The sequence below is a fragment of the Bacillus carboniphilus genome (assembly GCF_039522365.1).
In the GTDB taxonomy this organism is placed as follows: Bacteria; Bacillota; Bacilli; order Bacillales; family JC228; genus Bacillus_BF; species Bacillus_BF carboniphilus.
Map to the genome: position 1 here is coordinate 34,840 of NZ_BAAADJ010000059.1, position 25,925 is coordinate 60,764.

Sequence of the window (25,925 nt, forward strand, 5' to 3'; positions counted from 1 at the left end):
GAAGTGAAATGGTCTGAAATTTGTATCCATACAACGAATGAAGCGGTTGAACCTGTTTCAAACATCTTACACGAAGCAGGTGCAAGTGGTGTTGTAATTGAGGATCCTTTGGAGTTATCTAAGGAAAGGGAAGATCAATTCGGAGAAATCTACCAACTCAATCCTGATGACTATCCTTCAGAAGGGGTCATTGTAAAGGCCTATTTACCAGTGAATAGCTTTCTAGGTGAAACCGTTGAAGAAATTAAACAGTCTATCCAAAACCTTGTGACTTTCGATATTGATATTGGTGAAAATAAAGTAACCATTTCAGAGGTTCATGAAGAAGAGTGGGCAACAGCATGGAAAAAGTATTATAACCCTGTAAAAATATCAGAGCGCTTTACCATCGTTCCGACATGGGAAGAGTACACACCTGTTCATAGTGATGAGTTGATTATTGAATTAGACCCTGGCATGGCATTTGGTACAGGAACACATCCAACAACGGTTATGTGTATCCAAGCACTGGAGAGAACTGTTAAGGATGGAGACCAAGTGGTTGATGTTGGAACAGGTTCTGGAGTGTTAAGTGTAGCAGCTGCCCTTTTAGGTGCAGAAAATATTAAGGCCCTTGACCTTGATGAGGTAGCCGTTCATTCAGCGCGATTAAATACAAAGCTAAATAAAGTTCAGGACCGCGTTACAGTCGCACAAGGAAACTTACTAGATGGTGTAGAAGAAGACGTTGACGTTATTGTCGCGAATATATTAGCTGAAGTAATCGTTCGTTTCACTGGAGATGCTTATACTAAAGTGAAAAAAGGTGGATATTTTATCACATCTGGTATCATTCAGCAGAAAAAGCAATTAGTGAAAGAAGCTCTAATTAAAGAAGGCTTTGAAATAGAAGAAACGCTTGTTATGGAAGACTGGGTCGCTTTTATTGCTAAGAAAAAATGATTAGGTTAGGTGAGCATCATGCAAAGGTATTTCGTTGACTCTGAACAAATGGATCATGATCAAATTTTCATTAAGGGTGAAGATGCTCACCATATTAATCGTGTTATGCGAATGAAGAGTGGAGACTCTTTCATTGTTGTTTTACCTGATGGGCGTTCTTCTGTTTGTGAGATTACCCAAATAGAAGAAAATCAAGTAACAGCGAAATCGAGTGGTTGGACAAAAGAAGAAAAAGAGTTACCTATTCGAGTTGCTATTGGGAGCGGTCTGCCAAAAGGGGATAAATTAGAATGGATCATCCAAAAGGGCACAGAGCTTGGTGCCCATGAGTTTATCCCTTTTAATGCTGCTCGCTCTATTGTAAAGTGGGATCAAAAGAAATCCGATAAAAAGCTTCAAAGATGGGAGAAAATTGCTAAAGAGGCAGCAGAGCAATCACATAGGACAATTGTTCCAAAGATTTATGCTCCTATCAATTTAAAAGAAGTTATAACTAAGAGTAAAGACTTTTCATATAAAATGATTGCTTATGAAGAAGAAGCGAAAAAAGGACAGCGGTCTCGTTTTGCTTCTATCCTACAGTCATTAAATCAAGAAGATTCACTACTTGTTTTATTTGGTCCAGAAGGTGGATTTTCGGAACAAGAAGTAAAGGAACTTGAAGAGAACGGGTTTATTTCAGTTGGATTAGGTCCAAGAATACTAAGAACAGAAACAGCACCATTATATGTATTATCTGCAGTATCTTATCATTTTGAATTATTGAGGTGAAGAATCATGCCAGCAGTTGCTTTCCATACACTAGGTTGTAAGGTTAACCATTATGAAACCGAAGCCATTTGGCAACTTTTTAAAGAAGAAGGATATGACAGAACTGATTTTGAAAAAACCGCTGATGTATATGTAATCAACACATGTACCGTTACGAATACAGGTGATAAAAAAAGTAGACAAGTAATCCGAAGAGCCATTAGGAAGAATCCTGATGCTGTTATTTGTGTAACTGGATGCTACGCCCAGACGTCGCCTGCTGAAATTATGGCAATTCCAGGTGTGGATATTGTTGTTGGGACCCAAGATCGCAGAAAAATGCTTGACTATATCGAGCAGTATAAAGAAGAAAGACAACCGATTAACGGTGTTCGAAACATTATGAAAAACAGAGTTTACGAGGAGTTAGACGTACCTTACTTCACGGATCGGACACGTGCCTCACTAAAAATCCAAGAGGGTTGTAATAACTTCTGTACTTTCTGTATTATTCCATGGGCAAGAGGGTTAATGCGTTCTCGTGACCCTCAAGAAGTCATTCGCCAAGCACAACAGTTGGTAGATGCAGGTTATAAAGAAATCGTGTTAACAGGTATTCACACAGGTGGCTATGGTGAAGATATGAAGGACTATAATTTGGCGATGCTATTAAGAGACTTGGAATCACAAGTCAAGGGGTTAAAGCGACTCCGTATTTCCTCCATTGAAGCAAGTCAAATTACAGATGAAGTCATCGAAGTGATTGATCAATCTAATGTTATTGTGCGTCATTTGCACATTCCAATACAGTCCGGATCTGATACTGTATTGAAACGCATGAGAAGAAAATACACTATGGAATTCTTTGCAGAACGTCTAGAAAGATTGAAGGAAGTATTGCCAGGGCTTGCGATTACTTCCGACGTTATCGTTGGCTTTCCTGGTGAAACAGAAGAAGAATTTATGGAAACATACAATTTTGTGAAAGAACATCGTTTTTCTGAATTACATGTGTTCCCTTACTCTAAGAGATCTGGGACTCCAGCTGCAAGAATGGAAGATCAAGTAGACGAAGAAGTAAAAAATGAACGTGTTCATCGTCTAATTGCGCTTTCTGAGCAGCTAAGTAAAGAATATGCGTCTGCTTTTGAAAACGAAGTACTTGAGGTTATTCCAGAAGATAAATTCAAAGAAAACCCTGAGAGTGGACTTTATGAAGGGTTTACGGATAATTATCTAAAAGTAGTCTTCCCAGCAACTGAAGAGATGGTTGGGAAGTTAGTGAAGGTTAAGATTACAAAATCAGGCTACCCATATAGTGAAGCAAAATTTGTAAGGGTACTTAAAGATTTCGACCAACAAGAAAAGACAGCGATTTGAAGGGAGCTTGTAACATGCAAGATGTAGCAAGAATGATTGATCACACTTTATTAAAACCGGAAGCAACTGAGGAGCAAATTATCACACTTTGTCAGGAAGCTAGAGACTACCATTTTGCCAGTGTGTGTGTGAACCCAGCGTGGGTGAAGCTTGCTAGTCAGCAGCTTCAAGGATCTGATGTAAAGGTGTGTACAGTCATTGGTTTTCCATTAGGTGCAAGTTCACCAGATGTAAAAGCTTTTGAAACAAAAAAGGCGATTGAAGATGGGGCACATGAAGTGGATATGGTAATCAACATCGGTGCTATGAAAAGTGGGAACTATGATGTGGTTCTTGAAGATATAAAAGCTGTTGTTGAGGCGGCAGGAAATGCTGCATTATCAAAAGTAATCATCGAAACGGCCCTATTGACGAACGATGAAAAAATAAAGGCATGCGAATTATCTGTACAGGCAGGTGCAGATTTTGTAAAAACGTCTACTGGTTTTTCAAAAGGTGGAGCAACGATAGAAGATATAGCTCTAATGAGAAAAACTGTTGGTCCAGATATCGGTGTAAAAGCATCAGGTGGCGTGAGAAGCGCAGAAGATGCAAAGAACATGATTGAAGCAGGGGCAACTCGATTAGGGGCAAGTTCTGGCGTAGCAATTGTTAAAGGATTAACTGCTGAATCTGATTATTAAAAAAAGCTTGAGGGTAACCTCAAGCTTTTTTACATTAGATTTACCTCCCATGCACTTTCTCAATAAAATGACCGAACTGGCTAGCAAAAGGTAGTACCAGTAATGAAGAAAATACATTAAATACAACGCTTGCATGTGCTAATTGGACGGCTGGTGATGTAGACCAACTTTGAACAATATCTGCTAAATAAGTGACAAAAGGAAGAAACACAAAGACACCCACTACATTCAGCCAAATATGGGCGTAAGCTGTGAGCTTGGCCTCTTTTCTCGCACCGATACTTGCCATCCACCCCGTCACACATGTGCCAATGTTAGCCCCGAGCATAGCGGCAATACCTGATTCTAAACCTATGGTCCCTGCCATTAAAAAGCTCATTAGAATGCCTGTCGTAGCAGAACTTGATTGAATGAGGGCAGTAAAAATAATACCAATAAGTACAGATATCGCTATACTATCATTCATCATGAGGAACCCTTGATGAACAAACTCAAGTGAGGATAACGGATCAGCAATCCACTTAAACCCTCTCATGGCAGTGAAAATCATACCAATCCCGAGGAAAATAACTCCAGTTGCGCGTAATTTTCCTCTAGTTAAGACAATCAGAAAAGCACCGATAATCATAAAATAAACTACATATTCATCAAGTGGAAAAGTCATAAATTCTGCCGTAAAGGTTGTTCCGATATTTGTACCAAGAATAATTCCAATTGTTTGTGGAAACGCTAAAGCTCCAGCCGATACTAAACCAACCGTTAACACCATAACAGCAGAAGAAGATTGGAGTACACCAGTAACTAAAATACTTGCTATCATCCCTTTTATGGGTCTATTGGTTAAGCGATATAGCCACTCCTTTAAATTTTCACCAGTAAGGGAGTATAAACCACTCCTCATTAAAAACATGCCGGCTATAAACACACCAATAAGAAAAACGAACAACAATAGATATAACATGTCCACACCTCTTAATCATTCCCAAACTAAAGGGGGAGGGTTTTTATTTATTTCAACTTTTTATAAATGTATGGCTAAAAAAACGGGGACATGTCCAATCCAATAAAAATAATTTGAATAATATAGAATAAGTTTGATTAAAGATAGTAAGCACTTGTTGACCTACTCCAAACAGTGTATTATAATTCATAGGTACAATATTTTTTTGTACAGACCATTATTGGTCAACTTTGCTTCAACGTAAGGAGAGTCACCTTTGATTCTACTGTGTTGTGTTTCGGAGGGAGGGATAAAGAATGTCGAAAACGATCGTTCGTAAAAACGAGTCGCTTGAGGATGCTCTTCGTCGCTTCAAACGCTCTGTATCCAAAACTGGAACTTTACAAGAATTCAGGAAGCGTGAGTTTTACGAGAAACCAAGCGTAAAACGTAAGAAGAAGTCTGAAGCTGCTAGAAAACGTAAGTTCTAAGAGGGTGTAGGATGTATGAGTCTTGTTCAGCGACTGAATGATGATATGAAACAAGCTATGAGAAACAAAGAAAAAGAAAAGCTCTCTGTTATTAGGATGCTCAAAGCTTCACTTCAAAATGAGGCTATTAAGGTTGGGAAATCTGAGCTTTCCGAGGAAGAGGAGCTAACTGTCCTTTCTCGCGAAGTCAAACAGCGAAAAGACTCCCTCCATGAGTTTGATAAAGCAGGAAGAGACGACTTAGTTGAAAAAATTCAAACAGAACTTCAGTTTGTTGAAGAATATCTACCTGAACAGCTTTCTGAAGAAGAGCTCGGAGCAATCATTGACGAAGTCATTGAAAGCTTAGGTGCAACTTCTAAAGCCGAGATGGGCAAAGTAATGGGAGCGGTTATTCCTAAAGTTAAAGGAAAAGCTGATGGCTCACTCGTGAATAAGCTGGTTCTGCAAAAGTTATCTTAAATAAAAAGACTGTAGTCTTAGGACTACAGTCTTTTTTAACATAAACAAAGGGATACTAAAAATTTTTTTACATAAAATATTATTATTTTTTGAAACCAATATCCCATGTAAACGTATATAAACTAGCTAAATAAGAAGGGGGGAGCCAATTGAAAAAATTCCGTCTTGCTATGATTTCGTTTTTGATTTTTATAACTGCTTTGACAGGCATTGGCTCAATGGTGAAGGCAAATCAAGATTTTGTTTATGTAGTGCCCCTTGAGGAGACTGTTGAAAAAGGTCTGTATGCTTTTTTAAAGAGAGCGATTACAACTGCTGAAGAAGAAGGGGCAAAAGCTATTATTTTTGATATAAACACTCCAGGTGGGGTTGTGGATGCTGCAAGTAATATTGGTAACTTATTTGCTCATTCAGAGGTCGAAACGATAGCTTTTGTAAATAACCGTGCACTGTCAGCAGGTGCTTACATCTCTTTGTATGCAGATCAGATTTATATGTCTCCAAATTCAACGATGGGATCAGCTGCGATTATTGAACAAAACGGTAATGCTGCTGATAAGAAGGCCCAATCATACTGGTTAGCAGAAATGGAAAATGCTGCGAAACATAGTAATAGAGATCCACTGTATGCAAAAGCGATGGCCGATCATACAATCGAAATTCCTGGTCTGGTGGATGACGATGAACTGTTAACGCTGACTGCTGAACAAGCCGTAAAGGTTAAATATGCAGAAGGAATTGCGAGCAATCTTGACGAAGTATTAAAAGAGATTGGATTAGAGGGCGTTGAAGTAAGGCAATTAGAGCTTAGTTTCTTTGAGCAATTAGCACGGTTTTTAACGAATCCTATAGTTGTTCCGATTCTATTATCTATCGGAAGTATTGGGTTAGTAGTTGAGCTATACTCTCCTGGTTTTGGAATTCCAGGAACGATGGGGCTAGCATCCCTATTACTCTTCTTTTACGGACATCTAGTCGCTGGACTTGCGGGGTATGAATCACTCATCCTATTCCTAATAGGAATTGGTCTCATTCTGCTAGAGTTTGTCCTCCCGGGCGGAGTAGTGGGAATCATTGGATTGATTGCCGTGCTTTGGAGTATATTAATTGCGGGAGAGAGTGTGACGCAAATGGGGATGTACATTTTAGCTGCAACGGGGATTGCCATCATTGCAGGAATTGTTTTAAGTAAGGTATTTGGTAAAAGAATTCAAGTGTTTAATAAATTAGTTTTAAAAGATGCCACTAGCACTGAAAAAGGATATATATCCAATAAAAGTCGTTTAGAGCTAATTGGTGTCACAGGAGTTGCCTTAACATCTTTCCGTCCATCTGGAACAATTGTTGTCGGGGATGAACGTATCGACGCTGTTTCAGAAGGTGGCTACATCGATAAAGGAGCTAAGGTGAAAATTGTGTTTGCTGAAGGTTCCCGAATTGTAGTAAGAGAAATAACTAGTTTAGAAAAGAATTAACATATAGAGGAGGATTTTTAAATGCCTATTGATGCTTCAACATTGTTTGTACTATTAGCCATTGTACTAGGTATTATTGTTTTAGCTGTCTTATTTACATTTGTTCCAGTTATGCTGTGGATTTCTGCACTAGCGGCTGGTGTAAGAATTGGTATCTTTACCTTAATCGGAATGAGATTACGTCGAGTTATTCCAAATCGAGTGATTAATCCTTTAATTAAGGCTTCCAAAGCAGGCCTTGATGTAAACACGAACCAGCTGGAGAGTCACTACTTAGCTGGAGGTAATGTTGACCGAGTTGTAAACGCATTGATTGCTGCTCAAAGAGCGAATATTGAACTAACTTTTGAACGATGTGCTGCTATTGACCTAGCTGGTCGTGATGTATTAGAAGCTGTACAAATGAGTGTAAATCCAAAAGTCATCGAAACCCCATTTATTGCTGGTGTGGCGATGGATGGTATTGAGGTAAAAGCAAAAGCTCGTATTACAGTTAGAGCGAACATTGAACGATTAGTCGGGGGAGCAGGAGAAGATACTGTAATCGCCCGTGTCGGTGAAGGAATTGTAAGTACGATTGGTTCTTCTGAAAGCCATAAAAAAGTGTTAGAAAACCCAGATCTTATTTCAAGAACAGTCTTATCAAAAGGCTTAGACTCTGGTACTGCTTTTGAAATCCTATCCATTGATATTGCGGATGTTGATATCGGTAAAAACATTGGTGCGATTCTTCAAACTGACCAAGCTGAAGCGGATAAGAACATTGCTCAAGCTAAGGCTGAAGAACGCCGTGCAATGGCCGTAGCACAAGAACAAGAAATGAAGGCTCGTGTAGAAGAGATGAAGGCAAAAGTAGTAGAAGCAGAAGCACAAGTTCCTCTTGCGATGTCTGAAGCTCTACGTTCTGGAAACTTAGGAGTTATGGATTATTTAAACCTGAGAAATATCACTGCAGATACTGATATGAGAGATTCAATTGGTAAAATGACAGGTGAACAAAAGGACGATAAGAAATAATAGAATTTTTAAAGAAAGGAGGTAACTCCTTTGTCAAACATTATTGAAATGTTAATGGATAATCCATTTATAATAGTTGTTATTCTAGGGATTCTTTCGTCCGTATTTTCAAAGATGAAAGCCCCCCAGCAACAACAACATGAAAGAACCCCACCCAAAAGAACGACATCTGGCAGGAATTCAGCATCTCCTGTTTCAGAAACGAGAAGAATGGAAACGTATAATGCTCCTGTAGAAACGGTGGAGACTTTTAAAGCAGAGGCTTCTGACACCAATGAATTGCTGCAACGAGCAGAAAGGGCAGAACAGGCTAAGAAAAGGTCAAAGGTAATGGATAACCCTATTACGATGGGGGCTATTGAAAATAGCGATATTACAAAACCGAAACAGATGTTGGACCAAAATCCCAAGAGCATATTACAAGGATTTATTTGGGCAGAGGTCTTATCTCCACCAAAATCAAAACGTAAAAGTAATATTTAATAAAAGTGGTTGTTCCTATGGAACGACCATTTTTTTTTTGACAAAAATCGAGGATGAGTTTGGCACAGCCCCGATTTTCAACTCACCAACCTTTATAAGCATCATAAATTAGGTGCTAATCACCCCGTTTAAATCATACATATGAGATGAAAGGGGGTTGCTGCATGGCGAAAAAAATCAAGAATGTACTAAGGAATCTTGTAACAACAAAGATGGAATTACCTAAGGATGTCATGATGGACCTTCCCCGAATAACGATGATTGGCCAGCTTCATATTTACATAGAGAATCATAGGGGGCTCCTTTCTTTTGCGGATCATGAGCTCCGAATTTTATTAAAACAGGGACAGCTAGTTATTAAGGGAAAAGGATTTGTAATAAAAACGATTTTGCCAGAAGAAATTTTATTGGAAGGGCAAATCGACGAGGTGACATTTTTAGATCTCTGATGGGGAGGAGAAATATGAAGAATCAATGGGTTTATTTTTTTACTGGATCAGTCACTGTAAAAGTAACAGGAAAAGGATTAGAGCGCTTCCTGAATCGTTTATCAAGACAAGGACTTTACATTTGGGAGGTTCGCCGGTTAGATGAAAACTCCATCACATTTAAACTATCCTTGAATAAAGTCCACCACTTCCGAAGGGCTATCAGGAAGAGTGGATGTTCTGCTTCATTTATAGACAAGCATGGCTTTCCTTTCTACATAAAAAGGCTTCTATACAATGGGGGTTTTTTGGCTGGAATTGCTACTTTCTTTGTACTTATTTTTATTTTGTCGAATATGATTTGGGGAATAGAAATAGAAGGAGCTGAACCGAAAACAGAGGAAAGAATTTGGAAGGAGTTGGACAAGCTAGGAGTCCAAATAGGTAGCTTGCAACTTCTTACCGACTCTGCTGAAGAGATTCAACGTACCTTAACTAATAACATTCCTGCAATTACATGGGTAGGAGTAAAGGTGGAAGGAACAGTGTATAAGCTACAGGTTGTTGAAAAAAATCAGCCAAAACCTGAAAAAGAAACGGGCCCGCAACACCTAGTGGCTACGAAAAAAGGGATCATTGTAAAGATGTATGTTCAAGAAGGACAACCCATGGTTGCTATTAACGATTATGTAAAGAAAGGACAGCAATTAGTTTCTGGAGAAATAGGTGTAGAGGATCGTTATAGTTATATTGCCTCTAAGGGAGAAATTATTGCAGAAACTTGGTACAAGTCAGAGGTTTCAATTCCTTTGAAAAAAGAACTATCCGTTTTAACAGGCAATGAAAAGAATAAACACTATCTTCAATTTTGGAATTGGGACGTACCAATCTGGGGTTATGGAAAACCCAAATTTGAAGAATATGATCAAGATTTAACAACTCACCCTTTTAAATTTCTAAGATGGGAATTGCCCATTCGATATAAGGAAATAAATATACACGAAGTGGAAAAAGCTAAGCATGAGTTGAACCAAGAAGAAGCTGTTGCAGCGGGTATTGAAATTGCAAAAAAAGACCTGTTATCAAAACTCGGTGAAGAAGCCAAAATAGTAAAAGAAAATATTTTACACAAAGAAGTGGAGAATGGTAAAGTAAAAATAACCATTCACTTCACAGTTCATGAAGACATCGCGAAGGGACAACCGATAATTCAAGGAGACTAACGAATGTCAGAAGCTTTAAAACCGATATCAATTCAACTAGAAGGACCAGAGGAAGCATCCGCTTTATTTGGTATAGAAGATACTCACTTAAAAATATTTGAGGAACAATTAGGGGTTTCCATTGTAAGTAGGGGAGAAGGTGTTCTGGTAAATGGATCGGATGAGAAAGTAGAAATGCTCTCAGACGTGTTATCAGAATTACTCCAACTTATTCGGCGTGGCATAACTATTGGGCCGCGTGATTGTATGTATGCATCACAATTAGCCTTAAATGGGAATATTGCAGATTTACTGGATCTATATTCTGAAGAAATTGCTCGTAATGTTAAAGGGAAGGCAATCCGAGTTAAAACGCTTGGGCAGAAACAATACATCCAGGCAATCAGAAAGAATGACTTAATATTCGGGATTGGCCCAGCTGGAACGGGTAAAACATACCTAGCTGTTGTAATGGCCGTTACAGCATTAAAGAACGGGTATGTTAAGAAGCTGATTTTAACTCGCCCTGCAGTTGAAGCTGGTGAATCATTAGGGTTTTTACCCGGTGATTTAAAAGAAAAGGTAGATCCATATCTACGTCCATTGTATGATGCCCTACATGATGTATTAGGAGCTGAACATACAGCTAGACTAATGGAAAGAGGCACCATTGAAATTGCCCCTTTAGCGTACATGCGCGGAAGGACTTTGGATGATGCGTATGTTATTTTAGATGAAGCGCAAAATACCACAGCTGCACAGATGAAAATGTTTCTAACTCGACTTGGCTTTGGCTCTAAAATGATCATAACAGGAGACAGATCTCAAATTGATTTACCTAAAGGAGTAAAGTCTGGCCTGAGTATCGCTGAGTCAATTCTCAATGGGGTACCAGGTATATCATTTGTTATCCTCGAGCAGTCAGATGTAGTTAGACATCCATTAGTTAGAAAAATCATTGATGCATACGAAAAAAATAACCTTTAGAGCTAGTCACTTTGGTGACTAGCTTTTTTTAACCGAAAATCCACCGCACTTCCAGATAATGTAATGTTGAGGGTCGGAAGCCTTATTATTTTGAAAATAAAGGTGAAAGTTCTTGGGAAAACTGCTATCATTTTACATAAGTCATCCACGTATAAGCCTTCATAGAAATTGGAGGGACTAATGATATGGAAAGTTTACAAATATTTTTGGCGAAAATAAAACATTCCCTTGGAAATACATTTGTACGTGCCCTTTTATACATACTCTTAGGCCTCGTATTATTTGCCGTGATGTTTGATAATGTGAAACCAGAAAGATTAGAGGTTTCCCTGTTACAATCGGCACCACACACGATACGTGCCCCAATCCAGGTGGAGGATAAAGAATTAACAGATAAAAGGAAGGAACAAGCTCGATCTCAGGTGCAGGATGTATATGAATTAAAAAGTGAGTACTCTGAGAATCGGGTTCTCTTAGTAAGGAGTATTTTTGAGTTAGCAGAAGAAGTCAATAAGGAAATACAACAGGAACTAGAAAAGGCAAAGAGACAACTTGAAGAAGAAAAAGAATCAGATGAAGAAACCGATGATGTAACGAGTGCACAAGAGGAGACTATTGAGGAACCAAGTTTATCCGAGAAAGTGGAACGCTTCAAATCAAATCTTCCGAGTGATGTTACTTCAGAGTTAACAGACAATATTCTAGGTACATTGCTTAATGCAACTCCAGCTCAATTAGATAATGCAAAAGATTTAACAATCACGGCGGTTAACAATGTGATGAGTAATCGGATTCCGGCTAATCAAGTTGAAAACGCAAAAAAAGAAGTAGAACAGCAATTAAAATATGCTCCACTTCCAACAGCCTTGAAAGACGCGTCCATTGCCTTAGGAAGACTTGGGGTTATTCAAAATGAAATTTTCAGCTTAGAAAAAACCGAACAATTAAAAAAGGAAGCTGTAGAAAGTGTTGAACCTGTAAAAATTCTCCAAGGAGAAGTAATCGTTGAAGAAGGAGGCATTATTACAGCAGAAGTTTACCGTCAACTAGAATTGGTTGGTTTACTTAACAATGAGGATGAAATTAAACCATTCATAGGATTAGTAGTGCTAGTAGTTTTATTGGTTGGTGGGTTGTACCTTTATTTTAAAGATCTAAATGGTCAAGAGGACCGTAAACACACGAATCTGTTAATATTCAGTTTGGTGTTTGTTATTTCCCTGGTCTTTATGAAGTTGGTTAGTTTGTTACAGCCTGCTGTATCCACAAATATAGGCTATGTTTTCCCAGCAGCTATGAGTGCAATGTTAATTAAAATACTAATACATGATCGGCTTGCAATAATAAATACCATTATGCTAGCCATTGTTTCTACTATCATCTTTAACAGAGATGTATCAGGGGCAATAAACATTGATATTGGAATCTATATTCTTTTTAGCGGGATTGCTGGAATGCTGTTCTTATCCAGTCAAAATCATCGTTCAAGAATATTGCAGTCTGGATTACTGGTGTCGATTTTAAATTTATTGATTATCTTAAGTTTCTATTTAATCAGAAATAGCCCATTCCCGAGTCTGGAATTTAGTTATGATGCCTTAATGGGGATTGTTTCAGGTGTAGTTGCATCCGTATTTACAATCGGTTTACTACCTTTCTTTGAAGCCGGGTTTAATATTTTATCTAGTATGAAACTAATTGAATTATCAAACCCAAATCATCCGTTGCTTCGTAAAATATTAACAGAAGCACCGGGGACTTATCATCATAGTGTAATGGTTGCAAATCTTGCTGAGTCAGCTTGTGAATCAATTGGTGCGAATGGACTTCTAGCAAGAGTAGCATGCTATTACCATGACATAGGTAAAACCAATAGACCAAAGTTCTTTATAGAAAATCAAATCAATATAGAAAATCCTCATGACCAAATTTCTCCTATTGCGAGCAAGAATATCATTATCTCGCATGTAACAGATGGAGTTAAGATGTTAAAGAAAGCGAAACTACCGAAGGAGATTATTGATGTTGCTGAACAGCACCACGGTACAACACTTTTGAAGTTCTTCTACCACAAGGCAAAAGAAAATGGAGAAGAAGTAACAGAGGAAGAATTTAGATACCCTGGACCACGTCCAACTTCAAAGGAAGCAGCCATTATTAACATTTCCGATAGTGTAGAAGCTGCCGTTCGCTCCAAGAATAATCCGACTCCAGATGAAATTAGAGCAGTCGTAAAAGGGATTATCAAAGACCGTTTGCAAGATGGACAGTTGAATGATTGCGATATAACGTTGAAAGAACTTGATACCGTGGCCCATACATTATGTGAAACATTGAATGGGATCTTTCATTCTCGGATTGAATATCCAGACATAAAAAAATTACAAAAGGTGGAAGAAAATGAATCTAGAAATTGATTTTTTAGATGAAACCAATTCTGTTCAAGAAGATGATGAAAAACTAGTTAGAGAACTCTTAGTATTAGGGTTAAAAGCAGAAGACATTCAGGATGACTGTGAAATTTCTGTTACGTTTGTTTCGAATGAAAAAATCCAAGAGATAAATAAGGAATATAGAGGAAAAGATCAGCCGACAGATGTTATCTCGTTTGCCCTTGAAGAAGGTGACGAAGATATACCAATTATGGGCGCACCTGAGACTAGGGTGTTGGGTGATATTATTATCTCAGTGGACAAGGCAAAGGAACAAGCTGAAGAATATGGCCACTCATACCAAAGAGAACTGGGATTCCTAGCTGTTCATGGTTTGCTCCACCTTCTTGGTTACGATCATGAGGAAGAAGAAGAGGAAAAAGAAATGTTTTCGAAACAGGAAAGCATATTAGAGAGCTATGGTCTCAAACGATAGAAAGTTCCGTAATGCCACTTTTCTAAAGTCTTTTCAGGTAGCCCTATCTGGAATTATTACTGTTTTTAAAGAAGAAAAAAACTTCCGCTTTCATATTGTTTCAACGGTGGTGGTTGTAAGTTTAGGTTTATTTTTATCATTATCCAACGTTGAATGGCTTTTTGTTCTTTCTGCCATATTTGGGGTTCTCACTTTTGAAATGATAAATTCAGCAATTGAAAGAGTTGTGGATTTAGTTACAAATGAGTACGACCCGTTGGCGAAAGTAGCTAAAGATATGGCAAGTGGTGCAGTATTATTGTTTGCCATGTATTCTGTTTTGGTGGGGATTATTATCTTTGTTCCCAAGATATGGAGTTTGCTTATCTTTCACTTCTAATTGTTAAAATTCATACAATATGATAAATAAGCCTATCAGACAGAGATAAAAAAACAGAACTATATTTTGAAATCCTTTAATCATTCATGTAGAATTTGAGGACGATATTTATTTTCGAAAGGAAGTACAATTTTTGGATACAAAGAACTTAATTACAGAAGCAAAAAAAGCGATGGAAAAAGCATACGTACCATACTCAAAGTTTCAAGTTGGCGCAGCACTTTTGTCTGATGACGGGACTGTTTTTCATGGATGCAATATTGAAAACGCTGCCTACAGTATGACGAACTGTGCAGAAAGAACAGCCCTCTTTAAGGCTTATTCTGAAGGTGTTACACATTTTAAAACGTTAGTAGTTGTTGCAGATACAAAAAGACCAGTTCCGCCTTGTGGAGCGTGTCGTCAAGTTATTTCTGAGCTTTGCCCGAAAGACATGAAAATAATCTTAACAAACCTCCATGGTGATATTACAGAACTTTCTGTTGAAGAATTATTACCAGGTGCGTTTTCACCGAGTGATTTAAATGAATAATAAAGGGTATCGTTCAGGCTTTATCTCTATTATTGGGAGACCTAATGTTGGAAAATCTACTTTCCTTAATAGGGTAATCGGGCAAAAAATTGCAATCATGAGTGATAAGCCTCAAACTACTAGAAATAAAGTGCAAGGTGTATTAACCTTGTCTGATGCACAAATGATTTTTATCGATACTCCTGGAATTCATGTTCCTAAGCATAAGCTTGGGGATTTTATGATGAAGGTTGCTACAAATGCTTTGAGGGAAGTTGACCTAGTTTTATTCATGGTTAATGTCCAAGAGGGCTTTGGAAAAGGTGAACAATTGATTTTAGAAAAGCTCAAAGGTTTAAAAACTCCAGTTTTTTTAATAGTAAACAAAATTGATCAGGTTCATCCAGACGAACTGTTAGCGTATATTGAATCCTATCAAAAGCGCTTTAATTTTGCTGAGATTATCCCAATCTCTGCTCTTGAGGGAAATAATGTTGAGAAGCTTTTAGATGTTATTAAAGAAAGACTACCTGAGGGCCCACAATACTATCCAGCTGATCAAGTAACGGATCATCCAGAGCGATTTATTATTTCCGAGTTAATTCGTGAAAAGGCGTTGCATTTAACGCGAGAAGAAATTCCTCACTCCCTAGCCGTTGCCATTGATAAGATTTCGAGAGAGGATTCTGAAAAAGACATTATCCATGTGATGGCTACTATTGTAGTTGAGAGGGACTCTCAAAAAGGAATCATCATCGGTAAAAGAGGCTCGATGTTAAAAGAAATTGGGAAGCGAGCGAGAGTTGATATTGAAAACTTACTAGGAACACAAGTGTTTCTTGAGCTATGGGTAAAGGTTCAAAAAGATTGGCGTAACAAGGCATTCCACTTAAAAGACTTTGGGTTCCGTGATGATGAATATTAACTTAAAGTACGGCAGGCTATTCTTCATTTAGCAAAATTTACGTCACATTTTTTACTAAGACTTGGTCAAGCTATAATTAAGTTACAGGGAATTAAAAAAAGCTAGTTTCACAAATCGAAAGGTGGGTATTTTATGTTAGATTTTACCTGGAAAGTATTTTCTGAAACAGGTAGTATTGACACTTATCTCCTTTACAAAGAACTAGAAAAGAAATCCCATTCATCTCCAGAGGATCAAGAAGAAGAACTAGCAGAAATAGATTTTCCCGTGATGTAAGATATTACCCCTTGTGTGTTGAGCCGGCCGTTATGGGTCGGCTTATTTCGTATTTTAGATAAGGAGGGAGAGGATGTTTAATCAGGGAGAGGGAATCGTTATTAGAACAACACCGTATGGAGAGACGAATAAAATCGTGACCCTGTTTACTAGGGAGTGGGGAAAAATCGGTGTTATGGCAAGAGGGGCAAAAAAGCCAAGCAGTAAGCTTTCGAGTTGTACTCAGCTATTTACGGTTGGCTCCTATCTAATTCAAATGAGTCGTGGCTTGGGTACATTACACCAGGGTGAAGCATCTCAATCTATGAGACACCTGAGAGAAGATATTGTCCTAACTGCTTATGCAGCCTATATAGTAGAACTAGTGGAGAAAGCTACGGATGAACGAAAACCAAATCCAAGGCTTTATGAAGACCTTGTGTTAACCTTACATTATCTTCAGGAAGAATATGACCCGGATATTATGAAAGTTCTTTTTGAAATCAAGATGTTACCATTATTAGGTCTCAAACCAACTCTTAATGAGTGCGTAAATTGTAAGGAAAAGCAAGGTCAATTTGGATTTTCTGTAAGAGAAAATGGGTTCCTTTGTCACCGTTGTTTTGAAATAGACCCATACTACATCCCAATCTCACCTTCGACAACCAAATTACTAAGTCAATTTAGCCGTATAAAGTTAGAACAGATTGGTTCAATCAATGTAAAAGAATCAACAAAAAAAGAACTAAACTTAGTAATGGAACAGTATTATGAAACCTATACTGGTTTATACTTAAAAAGTAAAGGGGTCTTGGACCAAATTAAGCGAGTTTGGAATCCAGGTGAAGGTAGTTGACAAGGTTTTTGATTTTCGCTACACTTTCCCTTAAGATAAACGTAACAAAAATAGTAGATGCTATGAAAGAGAGTAGTACCTATTGATCACTATAAAAGCGAACCTAGGATGGTGCGAGCTAGGGTATAGTCCAATAGAGAAGGCGTTCTGGAGCATTGATACATAAAGGGGCTGGGATTCTTATTCCAGCAAATAGGGTGGAACCGCGGATGAACTCCGTCCCTATGCTTCGTGCATAGGGACGGAGTTTTTTCTTTCCTTAGCACGAGAAGTTTAACTAAATATTCGGAGGTGTTTGAAGTGAATGTACAAGATATGATTATTACGCTTCAAAAACATTGGTCAGATCAAGGCTGTATTTTAATGCAGGCATATGATGTTGAAAAAGGGGCTGGAACCATGAGCCCATATACGTTCCTACGTGCAATCGGTCCGGAACCTTGGAATGTTGCCTACGTGGAACCTTCTAGAAGACCTGCAGATGGTCGTTATGGTGAAAATCCAAATAGATTGTATCAACATCATCAATTTCAGGTGATTATGAAGCCTTCCCCAGATAATATTCAAGAACTTTATTTAGACTCATTGAAGGCTTTAGGTATCGATCCATTAGAACATGATATTCGATTTGTTGAAGATAACTGGGAAAATCCTTCTCTAGGATGCGCAGGATTAGGTTGGGAAGTTTGGTTAGATGGCATGGAAATCACTCAGTTTACTTATTTTCAACAGGTTGGAGGACTAGAGTGTAATCCTGTTTCTGTTGAAATCACATATGGGTTAGAGAGATTAGCATCCTATATCCAAGATAAGGATAATGTATTTGATTTAAATTTCACAGATACCTTTACCTATCGTGACATTTTCGGTCAGCCAGAATATGAGCACTCCAAATATACATTTGAAACATCTAATCAAGAGATGCTTTTCACATTATTTGAGACCTATGAAAAAGAAGCACATAGACAGATGGAGGAAGGCCTTGTTCACCCTGCATATGACTATATTTTAAAATGTTCACATGTATTTAATATTCTGGATGCGAGAGGTGCCATTTCAGTAACGGAGCGAACAGGATATATTGGAAAAATGAGAGGGTTAGCTCGGAAAGTGGCTAAAACGTTTTACGAAGAGCGTGAAAAGCTTGGCTTCCCAATTCTGAAAAAACAGGAGGTGGCAAAAGATGAGTAATGTATTGATCGAAATTGGTTTAGAGGAAATGCCAGCAAGATATGTAACAGATTCAATGGATCAGTTAAAAGAAAAAACAAAGAATTGGTTAAATGAAAACAGAATTAAATTTGACTCAGTTAATGCCTATTCGACACCAAGAAGACTAGCCGTTTTTATTCAAGGTGTAGCAGATTCACAAGAGGATGTAATTGAAGAAGCTAAAGGACCTGCTAAGCACATTGCTCTGGATCAAGAAGGGAACTGGTCTAAAGCAGCCATTGGTTTTTCAAAAGGACAAGGGAAGTCGGTTGAGGACATTTATTTCCAAGAAGTAAACGGTGTAGAGTATTGCTTTGTTAAAAAAGAAGAAAAAGGGCAGAAAACAAAGGACTTACTTCCTCATTTTCAATCTGTCATAACTGGCTTGTCATTTCCTAAAAATATGAAGTGGGGCAGCTATGACCTAAAATATATCCGACCTATTAAATGGTTAGTTGCCTTATTCGATACAGAAGTCATTCCTTTTGAAATCACAGACGTTAAGTCGGGTAATACTTCAAGAGGTCATCGCTTTCTTGGAACGGAAATTGATATTGATACTCCGGAAGAGTATAAACAAAAACTGTTGTCTCAATTTGTATTAGTGGACTATCAAGAGAGAAAAAGTGCGATTAGACTTCAACTAGAAAGACTCGCGGAAAGTGAAGGTTGGGTAATCCCAATTGACGAAGATCTTTTAGAGGAAGTTACAAATCTTGTTGAATATCCAACTGTTCTATTTGGGAAGTTCGATGAAGAATTTTTAGCATTACCAGATGAAGTTTTAATCACATCAATGAAGGAGCACCAACGTTACTTCCCTGTAAAGAACTCGGAAGGTACATTGTTACCGTTTTTTGTAACGGTTCGTAATGGTGATCACGTTAATATTGATAAGGTTGCAAAAGGAAATGAAAAGGTATTAACAGCACGTTTATCCGACGCGAATTTCTTCTTTAAAGAAGATCAAAAAAAATCTGTGGATGAATGGAACCAAAAGCTTGAGAAGATTGTTTATCAAGAACAAATTGGAACTTATGCTGAAAAAGTCGACAGAATCATTGCGCTTTCTAATTGGTTAGGAGACGTATTGAAACTAGAACAACGTCAAAAAGAAATGGTAACCCGTACAGCAGAAATTTGTAAATTCGATTTAGTTACGCATATGGTTTATGAATTCCCTGAACTTCAAGGATATATGGGCGAAAAGTATGCTCTTCTTAACCAAGAAAAGCCTGAAGTAGCTAAAGCCATCCACGAACACTATATGCCACGTCATTCTGAAGATTCCATACCTTCTACAGTAGAAGGGTCGATTGTAAGCATTGCTGACAAGATGGATACGATTGTTTCCTGTTTTGCCATAGGTCTAATCCCATCTGGTTCACAAGACCCGTACGCACTAAGAAGACAGGCATGGGGAATTGTGACGACATTACTTGGGAAGCAATGGCCAGTAACCATTGAATCTCTCGTACAGCAATCCTTCGAGAATGTTCAAGCTAGTAACGTAAAGAAAAGTGATAAAGTGGATGTTGTTCATGAGGTTTTGAACTTCTTTAAGCAAAGAATTAAGTTTATTTTACAAGAACAGGGAATTCGTTATGATGTAGTGGATGCTGTATTGGCAGGTAGCATAGAAGAAGTTCCTACGATTGTTGAAAGAGCCAATATTTTAAATGAAAAACGTGAGGACACAAACTTTAAAGAAACGATTGAGAGCCTGGCAAGAGTTATCAATATCGCAAAGAAAGCAGAAGTAGAAGTTGATGTAGATTCTTCCTTGTTTGAAAATGAATATGAAATCAATCTTTTAAATGCCTTTGTTTCAATAAATCAACAATGGGAAGATATAAAGTCAGAAAGTGAGAGATTCAATCGACTTTCTGAATTGAAAAATACCATTGACCCTTATTTTGACAACACGATGGTTATGAGTACCGATGAAAACGTTCGTGTAAATCGTCTATCACTTATGAAAAAAATAGCAACACTTATCTTAAAGTTTGCCGATGTAAATCAACTACAAGTGAAACAAACGGCTTAATCTAAGCAAAAGTAAAGCGCTCAGAAAATACGTCTGAGCGCTTATAAATTAAGAAAGGCTGTTTTCGTAAAGATTGTTGTTTCTTGCACATATAGTTCAACAACCTTTGTTAATAGAATCAACTATTGTCTAAAAGCAACAATATATGCGAAAACAGCGTAAGAAAAAATCAATAATTGAGGTAGGTCTTTGAACAGAATACTTCCCAAATATGATAAATAGTATATAATATTTGTAATAACTAGTATGGCATATTTCCTTTAGCTTCAAAAAGGTCTTATACAATCATAAAAAAAGTCTGCGCTTTTATCATAGGTGGTGAGGACGATCGAGCTTAATAAACGCCAAGAGCAAATCTTGCAAATTGTAAAGGAACAAGGCCCTATAACAGGGGAGCATATTGCGGATCAATTAAATCTAACACGAGCAACATTAAGACCGGATTTGGCCATTTTAACGATGGCGGGTTACCTAGATGCTAGGCCAAGAGTTGGATATTTCTACACAGGTAAATCAAGCACACAACTACTAGCTGACCACATACACAAGTTATATGTTAAGGATTATCAGTCAATCCCAGTGGTTGTGAATGAGAATGTTTCGGTTTATGATGCAATCTGTACGATGTTCTTAGAGGACGTAGGCACCCTTTTCGTTGTTGATGAGAAGGCGATTTTAACGGGTGTCCTCTCCAGAAAAGATTTACTCAGAGCCAGTATTGGTAAGCAAGAGTTAACTCAAGTACCCGTTCATATCATTATGACCAGAATGCCAAATATAACATGGTGTCAAAAAGAGGATACGTTACTAGACGTAGCTTATCGTCTCATCGAAAAGCAAATTGATGCTTTGCCGGTTATAAAAGAAACGGAAAATGGTTTTGAGGTTATTGGGCGAATTACAAAGACCAATATCACAAAAGCCTTTGTTGCACTTGCAAATAACGACTAGTGGGGGGAAACTTAAAAATATGGTACCAATTATTTATATTGTATCGGATTCTGTGGGGGAAACAGCAGAGCTCGTTACCAAAGCTGCTGTAAGCCAATTTAATGGGTCTGGTGTGGTCTTGAAAAGAATCCCCTACGTAGAAGATGAATCAACAATAAATGAAGTTATTCAGCTTGCCAAAATGAATAATGGGATGATTGTATTTACTCTGGTTCGCCCTGAAATCAGAACATACATGAAAGAGTCTGCTGAAAAAGAAGGTATTTTTGCTTGCGATGTAATGGGACCGTTAATGGACCACTTCCAAAAACAATATGGAAAAACACCACTGTTTGAACCGGGGCTTGTTCGAAAGCTTGATGATGACTATTTCAAAAAGGTTGAAGCCATTGAGTTTGCGGTTAAATATGATGATGGTAGAGACCCGAGAGGTCTTTTAAAAGCGGATATCGTTTTAATCGGTGTTTCAAGAACGTCTAAAACCCCTCTTTCACAGTATTTAGCACACAAACGTCTAAAGGTGGCCAATGTTCCGCTAGTTCCGGAAATTGATCCACCTGAAGAGCTGTATCATGTCGATAAAGAGCGATGCTTTGGCTTGAAGATTAGTCCTGAAAAATTAAACGAGATTAGACGAGAGAGATTAAAAACATTAGGACTTAATGACAAGGCGAGCTATGCGAATTTGGATAGAATTAAGAGTGAACTTGAGCATTTTAACAAAGTGGTTGAGGAGATTGGTTGTCCGATCATTGATGTTACGAATAAGGCTGTTGAAGAAACAGCGAATCTTATTTTAAATCAAATTCAACAAAAGAAATAATGAGGTTTGGGGATCGTCCGGGGTATGGGCGGTCTTTTTTCTTTTGAGAATCAATAAATAATAATGGAAATAATGGATTCTTTGTACTATAATAAAAAATTGTGATAAAAAAATCATATATTAGGTTTAAGGTCAAGCAAGAAAGAATAAACTTATTATTGATGGATGTCAAGAAGAAAAAACAAAAAAAATTCGACAAAGCCAAAAGGATTTATTGAAAAAGTGAGTGAAAGCAGGAGAATGGATTATAACGTAGAATGTATTCCATATCGAGAAAAACCAAAGGTATTTGTCAATGCAGATGCTTGTCCAGTAAAAGACGAGATACAAAACATAGCTAATCAACACGGGCTTGAGGTTACATACGTAGCTTCATATGCTCACTACCATCAAAGCACAGACGAGAAAAAATGGAAGTTTGTTGATGCTGAAAAGGAATCTGCAGATCTATATATTGTGAATGCATCGCAAAAAGGGGATTTTGTGGTGACGCATGATATGGGGTTGGCTGCATCTATTGTACCTAAATGTGTTTACGTTATCACTCCTCGAGGAAAAGTAATACAAGAGGAGGATTTAGATTCACTTCTTTTTTTTCGATACGCATCCTTTAAAGCAAGGCGTGGCGGTGAGAAAACAAAGGGGCCAAAAAAGTTTACAGAGCAAGATAGACAAAATTTCTCGCATCATTTTTTACGGATTTTGTCGAAGTTTGCAGGAATTTAGGTTTTTCTATAGAACTACCTAATATAGAGTAACAAAGAGGCAGTTGATAAACCATGTCTGAACGATTATCGGACGAACTCATTAATGACCTTAGGGCCTCGGTAGACATAGTAGATGTAATTAGTGAATATGTCCAATTAAAAAAGAAAGGCCGAAATTACTTTGGTCTTTGTCCATTTCACGGAGAAAATACCCCTTCTTTTTCTGTTGCACCTGATAAACAAATTTATCGTTGTTTTGGCTGTGGTGCCGGCGGGAATGTGTTTTCTTTTTTAATGGACTTAGAAGGTTTGTCTTTTATCGAAGTGGTTCAACTACTTGCTGAACGAACTGGAAAAGAGATACCGAACTTGTCTTCTGTGAATGAAAACAAAAACCCTCGCTCTGAAAAAGAACAAAAGCTTTTTGAATTACATGAGTTATTAAATAAATTTTATCATCATTTATTGGTAAATACAAAAGAAGGTCAAAAAGCTCTTTCATACCTTGAAAATAGAGGTATAACAACAGAGGCAATTCAATCATTCCAGCTAGGCTATGCACCAGGGTCATGGGATTTTGTGAAAAATTACCTTGAAAAAAAAGGATATTCAACATCTCTTTTAGAGGAATCGGGTATCATTGTTCGAAGCTCACAAGGGGACAAAACTTTTGATCGATTTAGGGATAGAATCATGTTTCCTATTCATGATCATAGTGGAAATACGGTAGCCTTTTCTGGAAGGGTTATTGAATCAAGTGATAATGAACCAAAGTTTATTAACTCACCGGAAACACCCATATTCAAAAAAGGGAATTTATTTTTCAACTACCATCGTGCCCGAGCTGAAATTCGTAAAAAGGATTCTTGTATTCTTTTCGAAGGATACGCGGATGTTATTTCTGCTTACAATGCAGGCATTAAACATGTTTTAGCAACAATGGGAACGTCTTTATCTGATGAGCATATTCGCATTTTAAAGAGAAATGTAAATACAGTTCTACTTTGTTTCGATGCAGATAATGCAGGAGTTGAGGCAGCGTATCGGGCTGGAAATCTGCTTGAGTCGAATGCTATTTCCGTTCGAATTGCTAGCATTCCTAACAAGCTCGATCCTGACGAATATATCCGTCAATTCGGAGGAGACAGGTTCCAAGGTGAAGTTATAGATCGAAGTCAAACCTTCATGTCATTTAAGCTCTCCTACTTTCGTAGGGGGAAAAACCTCACAAATGAAGGAGAAAGGCTTCTCTATATAGAAGAAATACTTAAAGAAATTTCAAAACTAAATAGTGCCATTGAAAAGGACCACTATCTTAGACAAATTGCCAATGACTTTTCATTATCATTGGATGCTCTTAAAGAACAAGAGAATCAATATTCCTCGCAGTATAACAAAAGAATAAAGCAAAAGCAGCAACATCAAAAACCTGTACCTGAAAGTGTTCCAGTGTACAGCAAAAAAGAAAAAAGGTTAAACCCTGCTTATGTCACTGCTGAGAGAATGCTAATCGCTTATATGCTACAAAATGATCAGTTGGTTTGGGACGTACAAAGGTCTCTTCAAAATCAGACATTAAATATTGATGAGCATCAAGCCATTTTTACCTATTTGTCTGCATACTATGAAGAGGGGAATACTCCAAATGTGAGTCAATTTTTGGACTTTGTTAAAGATCAAACCATAAAAAGGCTGGTCACTGAAATAAGCTTAATCGAAACTCAAGAAGAAATATCACCACAAGAGTTAAATGATTATATCATGCAGGTGTTAAAGCATAAGAAACTGTTAATGATAAGAGAAAAAGAGCGAGAAGAAAGGGAAGCAGAAAGTGCCAAGGATTACGTGAAAGCCGCAACCATAGCTATGGAAATATTGCAGCTTCGCAAAACATTGTAGTATTTGTCATGAGTTGGAAGGAGGGGCCGCATTGGCTGAAAAATCAGCGCGTTCCAGAGAAGAAGTAGAAAATGAAGTAACATTAGACCAAGTAAAAGATAAATTAGTCGAAGTCGGTAAGAAAAGAGGGGTCCTAACTTACGAGGATATTTCTGAAAAATTATCTACCTTCGAACTTGACTCTGACCAGATGGATGAATTTTATGAGTTTTTGGGTGACCAAGGTGTAGAATTACTTGGTGATAATGAAGAATCAGACTCTACAGGTCCAGCTGTAGTTAAAGATGATGATGAGGAATTTGATTTAAATGACCTCAGTGTACCTCCAGGTGTTAAAATCAATGATCCTGTTCGTATGTACCTTAAAGAAATCGGAAGAGTAGACCTACTTTCTGCAGATGAAGAAATTGAACTTGCTGAAAGAATTGAGCAAGGTGATGAAGAAGCAAAAAGAAGACTTGCTGAGGCAAACCTACGACTCGTTGTAAGTATTGCAAAACGTTATGTAGGACGCGGTATGCTATTCCTAGACTTAATACAAGAAGGTAACATGGGTCTCATTAAGGCCGTTGAAAAATTTGATTACCGAAAAGGATTTAAGTTCAGTACTTATGCAACCTGGTGGATTCGTCAGGCTATAACACGAGCTATTGCTGACCAAGCCAGAACAATTCGTATACCCGTTCATATGGTGGAGACCATTAACAAATTAATTCGTGTTCAAAGACAGTTACTACAAGATCTAGGACGCGAACCAAGCCCTGAAGAAATTGCAGAAGATATGGACCTTACTCCTGATAAAGTAAGAGAAATTTTAAAAATCGCTCAAGAGCCAGTCTCATTGGAAACACCGATTGGTGAAGAAGATGATTCCCATCTAGGTGATTTTATTGAAGACCAAGAGGCCACTTCTCCATCTGAACATGCTGCCTACGAATTATTAAAGGAACAGCTCGAAGATGTTTTAGATACACTTACAGATCGTGAGGAAAATGTATTAAGATTACGCTTTGGCCTTGATGACGGAAGAACGAGAACCCTTGAGGAAGTTGGGAAGGTATTTGGAGTTACTCGTGAGCGTATTCGACAAATTGAAGCAAAAGCTCTTAGAAAGCTCCGTCATCCAAGTAGAAGCAAACGATTAAAAGATTTCCTTGAATAAACTTACTCATTTTTTTGAGTAAGTTTTTTTCTTTTCTAAGGGAGATAGCGTGCTATCTCTCTTTTATTTTACAGAATTATCTGTCAGTTT

27 protein-coding genes are annotated in these 25,925 nt (G+C 37.8%); 26 read left to right on the forward strand and 1 reads right to left on the reverse strand.

The genetic code is table 11. The features are described 5' to 3' along the window. The first annotated feature begins 3 nt into the window (after positions 1-3). From prmA to deoC, 4 genes are read left to right on the forward strand one after another with little or no spacing between them, the layout of a single operon-like run. Positions 4-942 carry a 50S ribosomal protein L11 methyltransferase gene (gene prmA, locus ABDZ91_RS17435; RefSeq protein ID WP_343801717.1) on the forward strand — a complete coding sequence of 313 codons (939 nt, stop codon included), beginning with the start codon at positions 4-6 and terminating at the stop codon, positions 940-942. 18 nt (positions 943-960) lie between these two features. Further along, positions 961-1,713, forward strand: a complete 753-nt coding sequence (locus ABDZ91_RS17440; protein ID WP_343801720.1) for a 16S rRNA (uracil(1498)-N(3))-methyltransferase — start codon at positions 961-963, stop codon at positions 1,711-1,713. 6 nt (positions 1,714-1,719) lie between these two features. Continuing rightward, positions 1,720-3,072, forward strand: a complete 1,353-nt coding sequence (gene mtaB, locus ABDZ91_RS17445) for a tRNA (N(6)-L-threonylcarbamoyladenosine(37)-C(2))-methylthiotransferase MtaB (protein WP_343801723.1) — start codon at positions 1,720-1,722, stop codon at positions 3,070-3,072. A gap of 14 nt (positions 3,073-3,086) precedes the next feature. Then, the gene (gene deoC, locus ABDZ91_RS17450; protein ID WP_343801726.1) at positions 3,087-3,755 is read left to right on the forward strand and encodes a deoxyribose-phosphate aldolase; all 669 of its coding nucleotides are present in this window, start codon (positions 3,087-3,089) and stop codon (positions 3,753-3,755) included. A 40-nt stretch (positions 3,756-3,795) separates the two neighbouring features. Here the strand turns inward: deoC and ABDZ91_RS17455 are convergent, their stop codons facing one another. Then, positions 3,796-4,716 (reverse strand): Na/Pi symporter, encoded by a 921-nt coding sequence (locus ABDZ91_RS17455; protein WP_343801729.1) that lies wholly within the window; start codon positions 4,714-4,716, stop codon positions 3,796-3,798. 296 nt (positions 4,717-5,012) lie between these two features. Between ABDZ91_RS17455 and rpsU the strand changes: the two genes are divergently transcribed. From rpsU to rpoD, 22 genes are all read left to right on the forward strand, one after another. Further along, a complete protein-coding gene (gene rpsU, locus ABDZ91_RS17460; protein ID WP_343801732.1) occupies positions 5,013-5,186 on the forward strand; it encodes a 30S ribosomal protein S21 in 174 nt (57 codons plus the stop codon). 15 nt (positions 5,187-5,201) lie between these two features. Next, positions 5,202-5,648, forward strand: coding sequence for a GatB/YqeY domain-containing protein (locus ABDZ91_RS17465; protein WP_343801735.1), 447 nt, complete (start codon positions 5,202-5,204; stop codon positions 5,646-5,648). A gap of 170 nt (positions 5,649-5,818) precedes the next feature. After that, complete coding sequence (locus ABDZ91_RS17470) at positions 5,819-7,123, forward strand: NfeD family protein (protein WP_343801851.1); 1,305 nt, start codon at positions 5,819-5,821, stop codon at positions 7,121-7,123. Between the two features lie 27 nt (positions 7,124-7,150). Beyond that, a complete protein-coding gene (gene floA, locus ABDZ91_RS17475) occupies positions 7,151-8,140 on the forward strand; it encodes a flotillin-like protein FloA (RefSeq protein ID WP_343801852.1) in 990 nt (329 codons plus the stop codon). A gap of 30 nt (positions 8,141-8,170) precedes the next feature. After that, on the forward strand, positions 8,171-8,623 hold the full coding sequence (locus ABDZ91_RS17480) for a hypothetical protein (RefSeq protein WP_343801738.1): 453 nt from the start codon (positions 8,171-8,173) through the stop codon (positions 8,621-8,623). Between the two features lie 164 nt (positions 8,624-8,787). Continuing rightward, positions 8,788-9,072 carry a sporulation protein YqfC gene (gene yqfC / locus ABDZ91_RS17485; RefSeq protein WP_343801741.1) on the forward strand — a complete coding sequence of 95 codons (285 nt, stop codon included), beginning with the start codon at positions 8,788-8,790 and terminating at the stop codon, positions 9,070-9,072. A gap of 14 nt (positions 9,073-9,086) precedes the next feature. Then, a complete protein-coding gene (yqfD, locus tag ABDZ91_RS17490; RefSeq protein ID WP_343801744.1) occupies positions 9,087-10,274 on the forward strand; it encodes a sporulation protein YqfD in 1,188 nt (395 codons plus the stop codon). A gap of 3 nt (positions 10,275-10,277) precedes the next feature. Further along, a complete protein-coding gene (locus ABDZ91_RS17495; RefSeq protein WP_343801747.1) occupies positions 10,278-11,240 on the forward strand; it encodes a PhoH family protein in 963 nt (320 codons plus the stop codon). 185 nt (positions 11,241-11,425) lie between these two features. Then, on the forward strand, positions 11,426-13,657 hold the full coding sequence (locus tag ABDZ91_RS17500; protein WP_343801750.1) for an HD family phosphohydrolase: 2,232 nt from the start codon (positions 11,426-11,428) through the stop codon (positions 13,655-13,657). Continuing rightward, on the forward strand, positions 13,641-14,108 hold the full coding sequence (gene ybeY, locus ABDZ91_RS17505; protein ID WP_343801752.1) for an rRNA maturation RNase YbeY: 468 nt from the start codon (positions 13,641-13,643) through the stop codon (positions 14,106-14,108). Before ABDZ91_RS17500 ends, ybeY begins: the two co-directional genes overlap by 17 nt. Continuing rightward, on the forward strand, positions 14,092-14,487 hold the full coding sequence (locus tag ABDZ91_RS17510) for a diacylglycerol kinase family protein (RefSeq protein ID WP_343801755.1): 396 nt from the start codon (positions 14,092-14,094) through the stop codon (positions 14,485-14,487). The genes ybeY and ABDZ91_RS17510 overlap by 17 nt, the downstream gene beginning before the upstream one ends. Positions 14,488-14,620: 133 nt before the next feature. Beyond that, positions 14,621-15,019, forward strand: coding sequence for a cytidine deaminase (locus tag ABDZ91_RS17515; protein ID WP_425541857.1), 399 nt, complete (start codon positions 14,621-14,623; stop codon positions 15,017-15,019). After that, a complete protein-coding gene (gene era / locus ABDZ91_RS17520; protein WP_343801758.1) occupies positions 15,012-15,923 on the forward strand; it encodes a GTPase Era in 912 nt (303 codons plus the stop codon). The genes ABDZ91_RS17515 and era overlap by 8 nt, the downstream gene beginning before the upstream one ends. 132 nt (positions 15,924-16,055) lie before the next feature. Continuing rightward, a complete protein-coding gene (locus ABDZ91_RS17525; RefSeq protein WP_343801760.1) occupies positions 16,056-16,199 on the forward strand; it encodes a YqzL family protein in 144 nt (47 codons plus the stop codon). A 73-nt stretch (positions 16,200-16,272) separates the two neighbouring features. After that, on the forward strand, positions 16,273-17,034 hold the full coding sequence (gene recO / locus ABDZ91_RS17530; protein ID WP_343801763.1) for a DNA repair protein RecO: 762 nt from the start codon (positions 16,273-16,275) through the stop codon (positions 17,032-17,034). A 300-nt stretch (positions 17,035-17,334) separates the two neighbouring features. Further along, on the forward strand, positions 17,335-18,225 hold the full coding sequence (gene glyQ / locus ABDZ91_RS17535; protein ID WP_343801767.1) for a glycine--tRNA ligase subunit alpha: 891 nt from the start codon (positions 17,335-17,337) through the stop codon (positions 18,223-18,225). After that, the gene (gene glyS, locus ABDZ91_RS17540) at positions 18,218-20,293 is read left to right on the forward strand and encodes a glycine--tRNA ligase subunit beta (protein ID WP_343801770.1); all 2,076 of its coding nucleotides are present in this window, start codon (positions 18,218-18,220) and stop codon (positions 20,291-20,293) included. Before glyQ ends, glyS begins: the two co-directional genes overlap by 8 nt. 318 nt (positions 20,294-20,611) lie before the next feature. Then, positions 20,612-21,244 carry a transcriptional regulator CcpN gene (gene ccpN / locus ABDZ91_RS17545; protein ID WP_343801773.1) on the forward strand — a complete coding sequence of 211 codons (633 nt, stop codon included), beginning with the start codon at positions 20,612-20,614 and terminating at the stop codon, positions 21,242-21,244. 19 nt (positions 21,245-21,263) lie between these two features. After that, positions 21,264-22,067, forward strand: a complete 804-nt coding sequence (locus ABDZ91_RS17550) for a pyruvate, water dikinase regulatory protein (RefSeq protein WP_343801776.1) — start codon at positions 21,264-21,266, stop codon at positions 22,065-22,067. A gap of 240 nt (positions 22,068-22,307) precedes the next feature. Continuing rightward, a complete protein-coding gene (locus ABDZ91_RS17555) occupies positions 22,308-22,793 on the forward strand; it encodes a YaiI/YqxD family protein (protein ID WP_343801779.1) in 486 nt (161 codons plus the stop codon). A 53-nt stretch (positions 22,794-22,846) separates the two neighbouring features. Then, positions 22,847-24,673: a DNA primase gene (dnaG, locus tag ABDZ91_RS17560; RefSeq protein ID WP_343801781.1), complete on the forward strand. Its 1,827-nt coding sequence runs from the start codon at positions 22,847-22,849 to the stop codon at positions 24,671-24,673. Positions 24,674-24,704: 31 nt separating this feature from the next. Beyond that, positions 24,705-25,835, forward strand: a complete 1,131-nt coding sequence (gene rpoD / locus ABDZ91_RS17565; protein ID WP_343801784.1) for an RNA polymerase sigma factor RpoD — start codon at positions 24,705-24,707, stop codon at positions 25,833-25,835. The last annotated feature ends 90 nt before the right edge of the window (positions 25,836-25,925 follow it).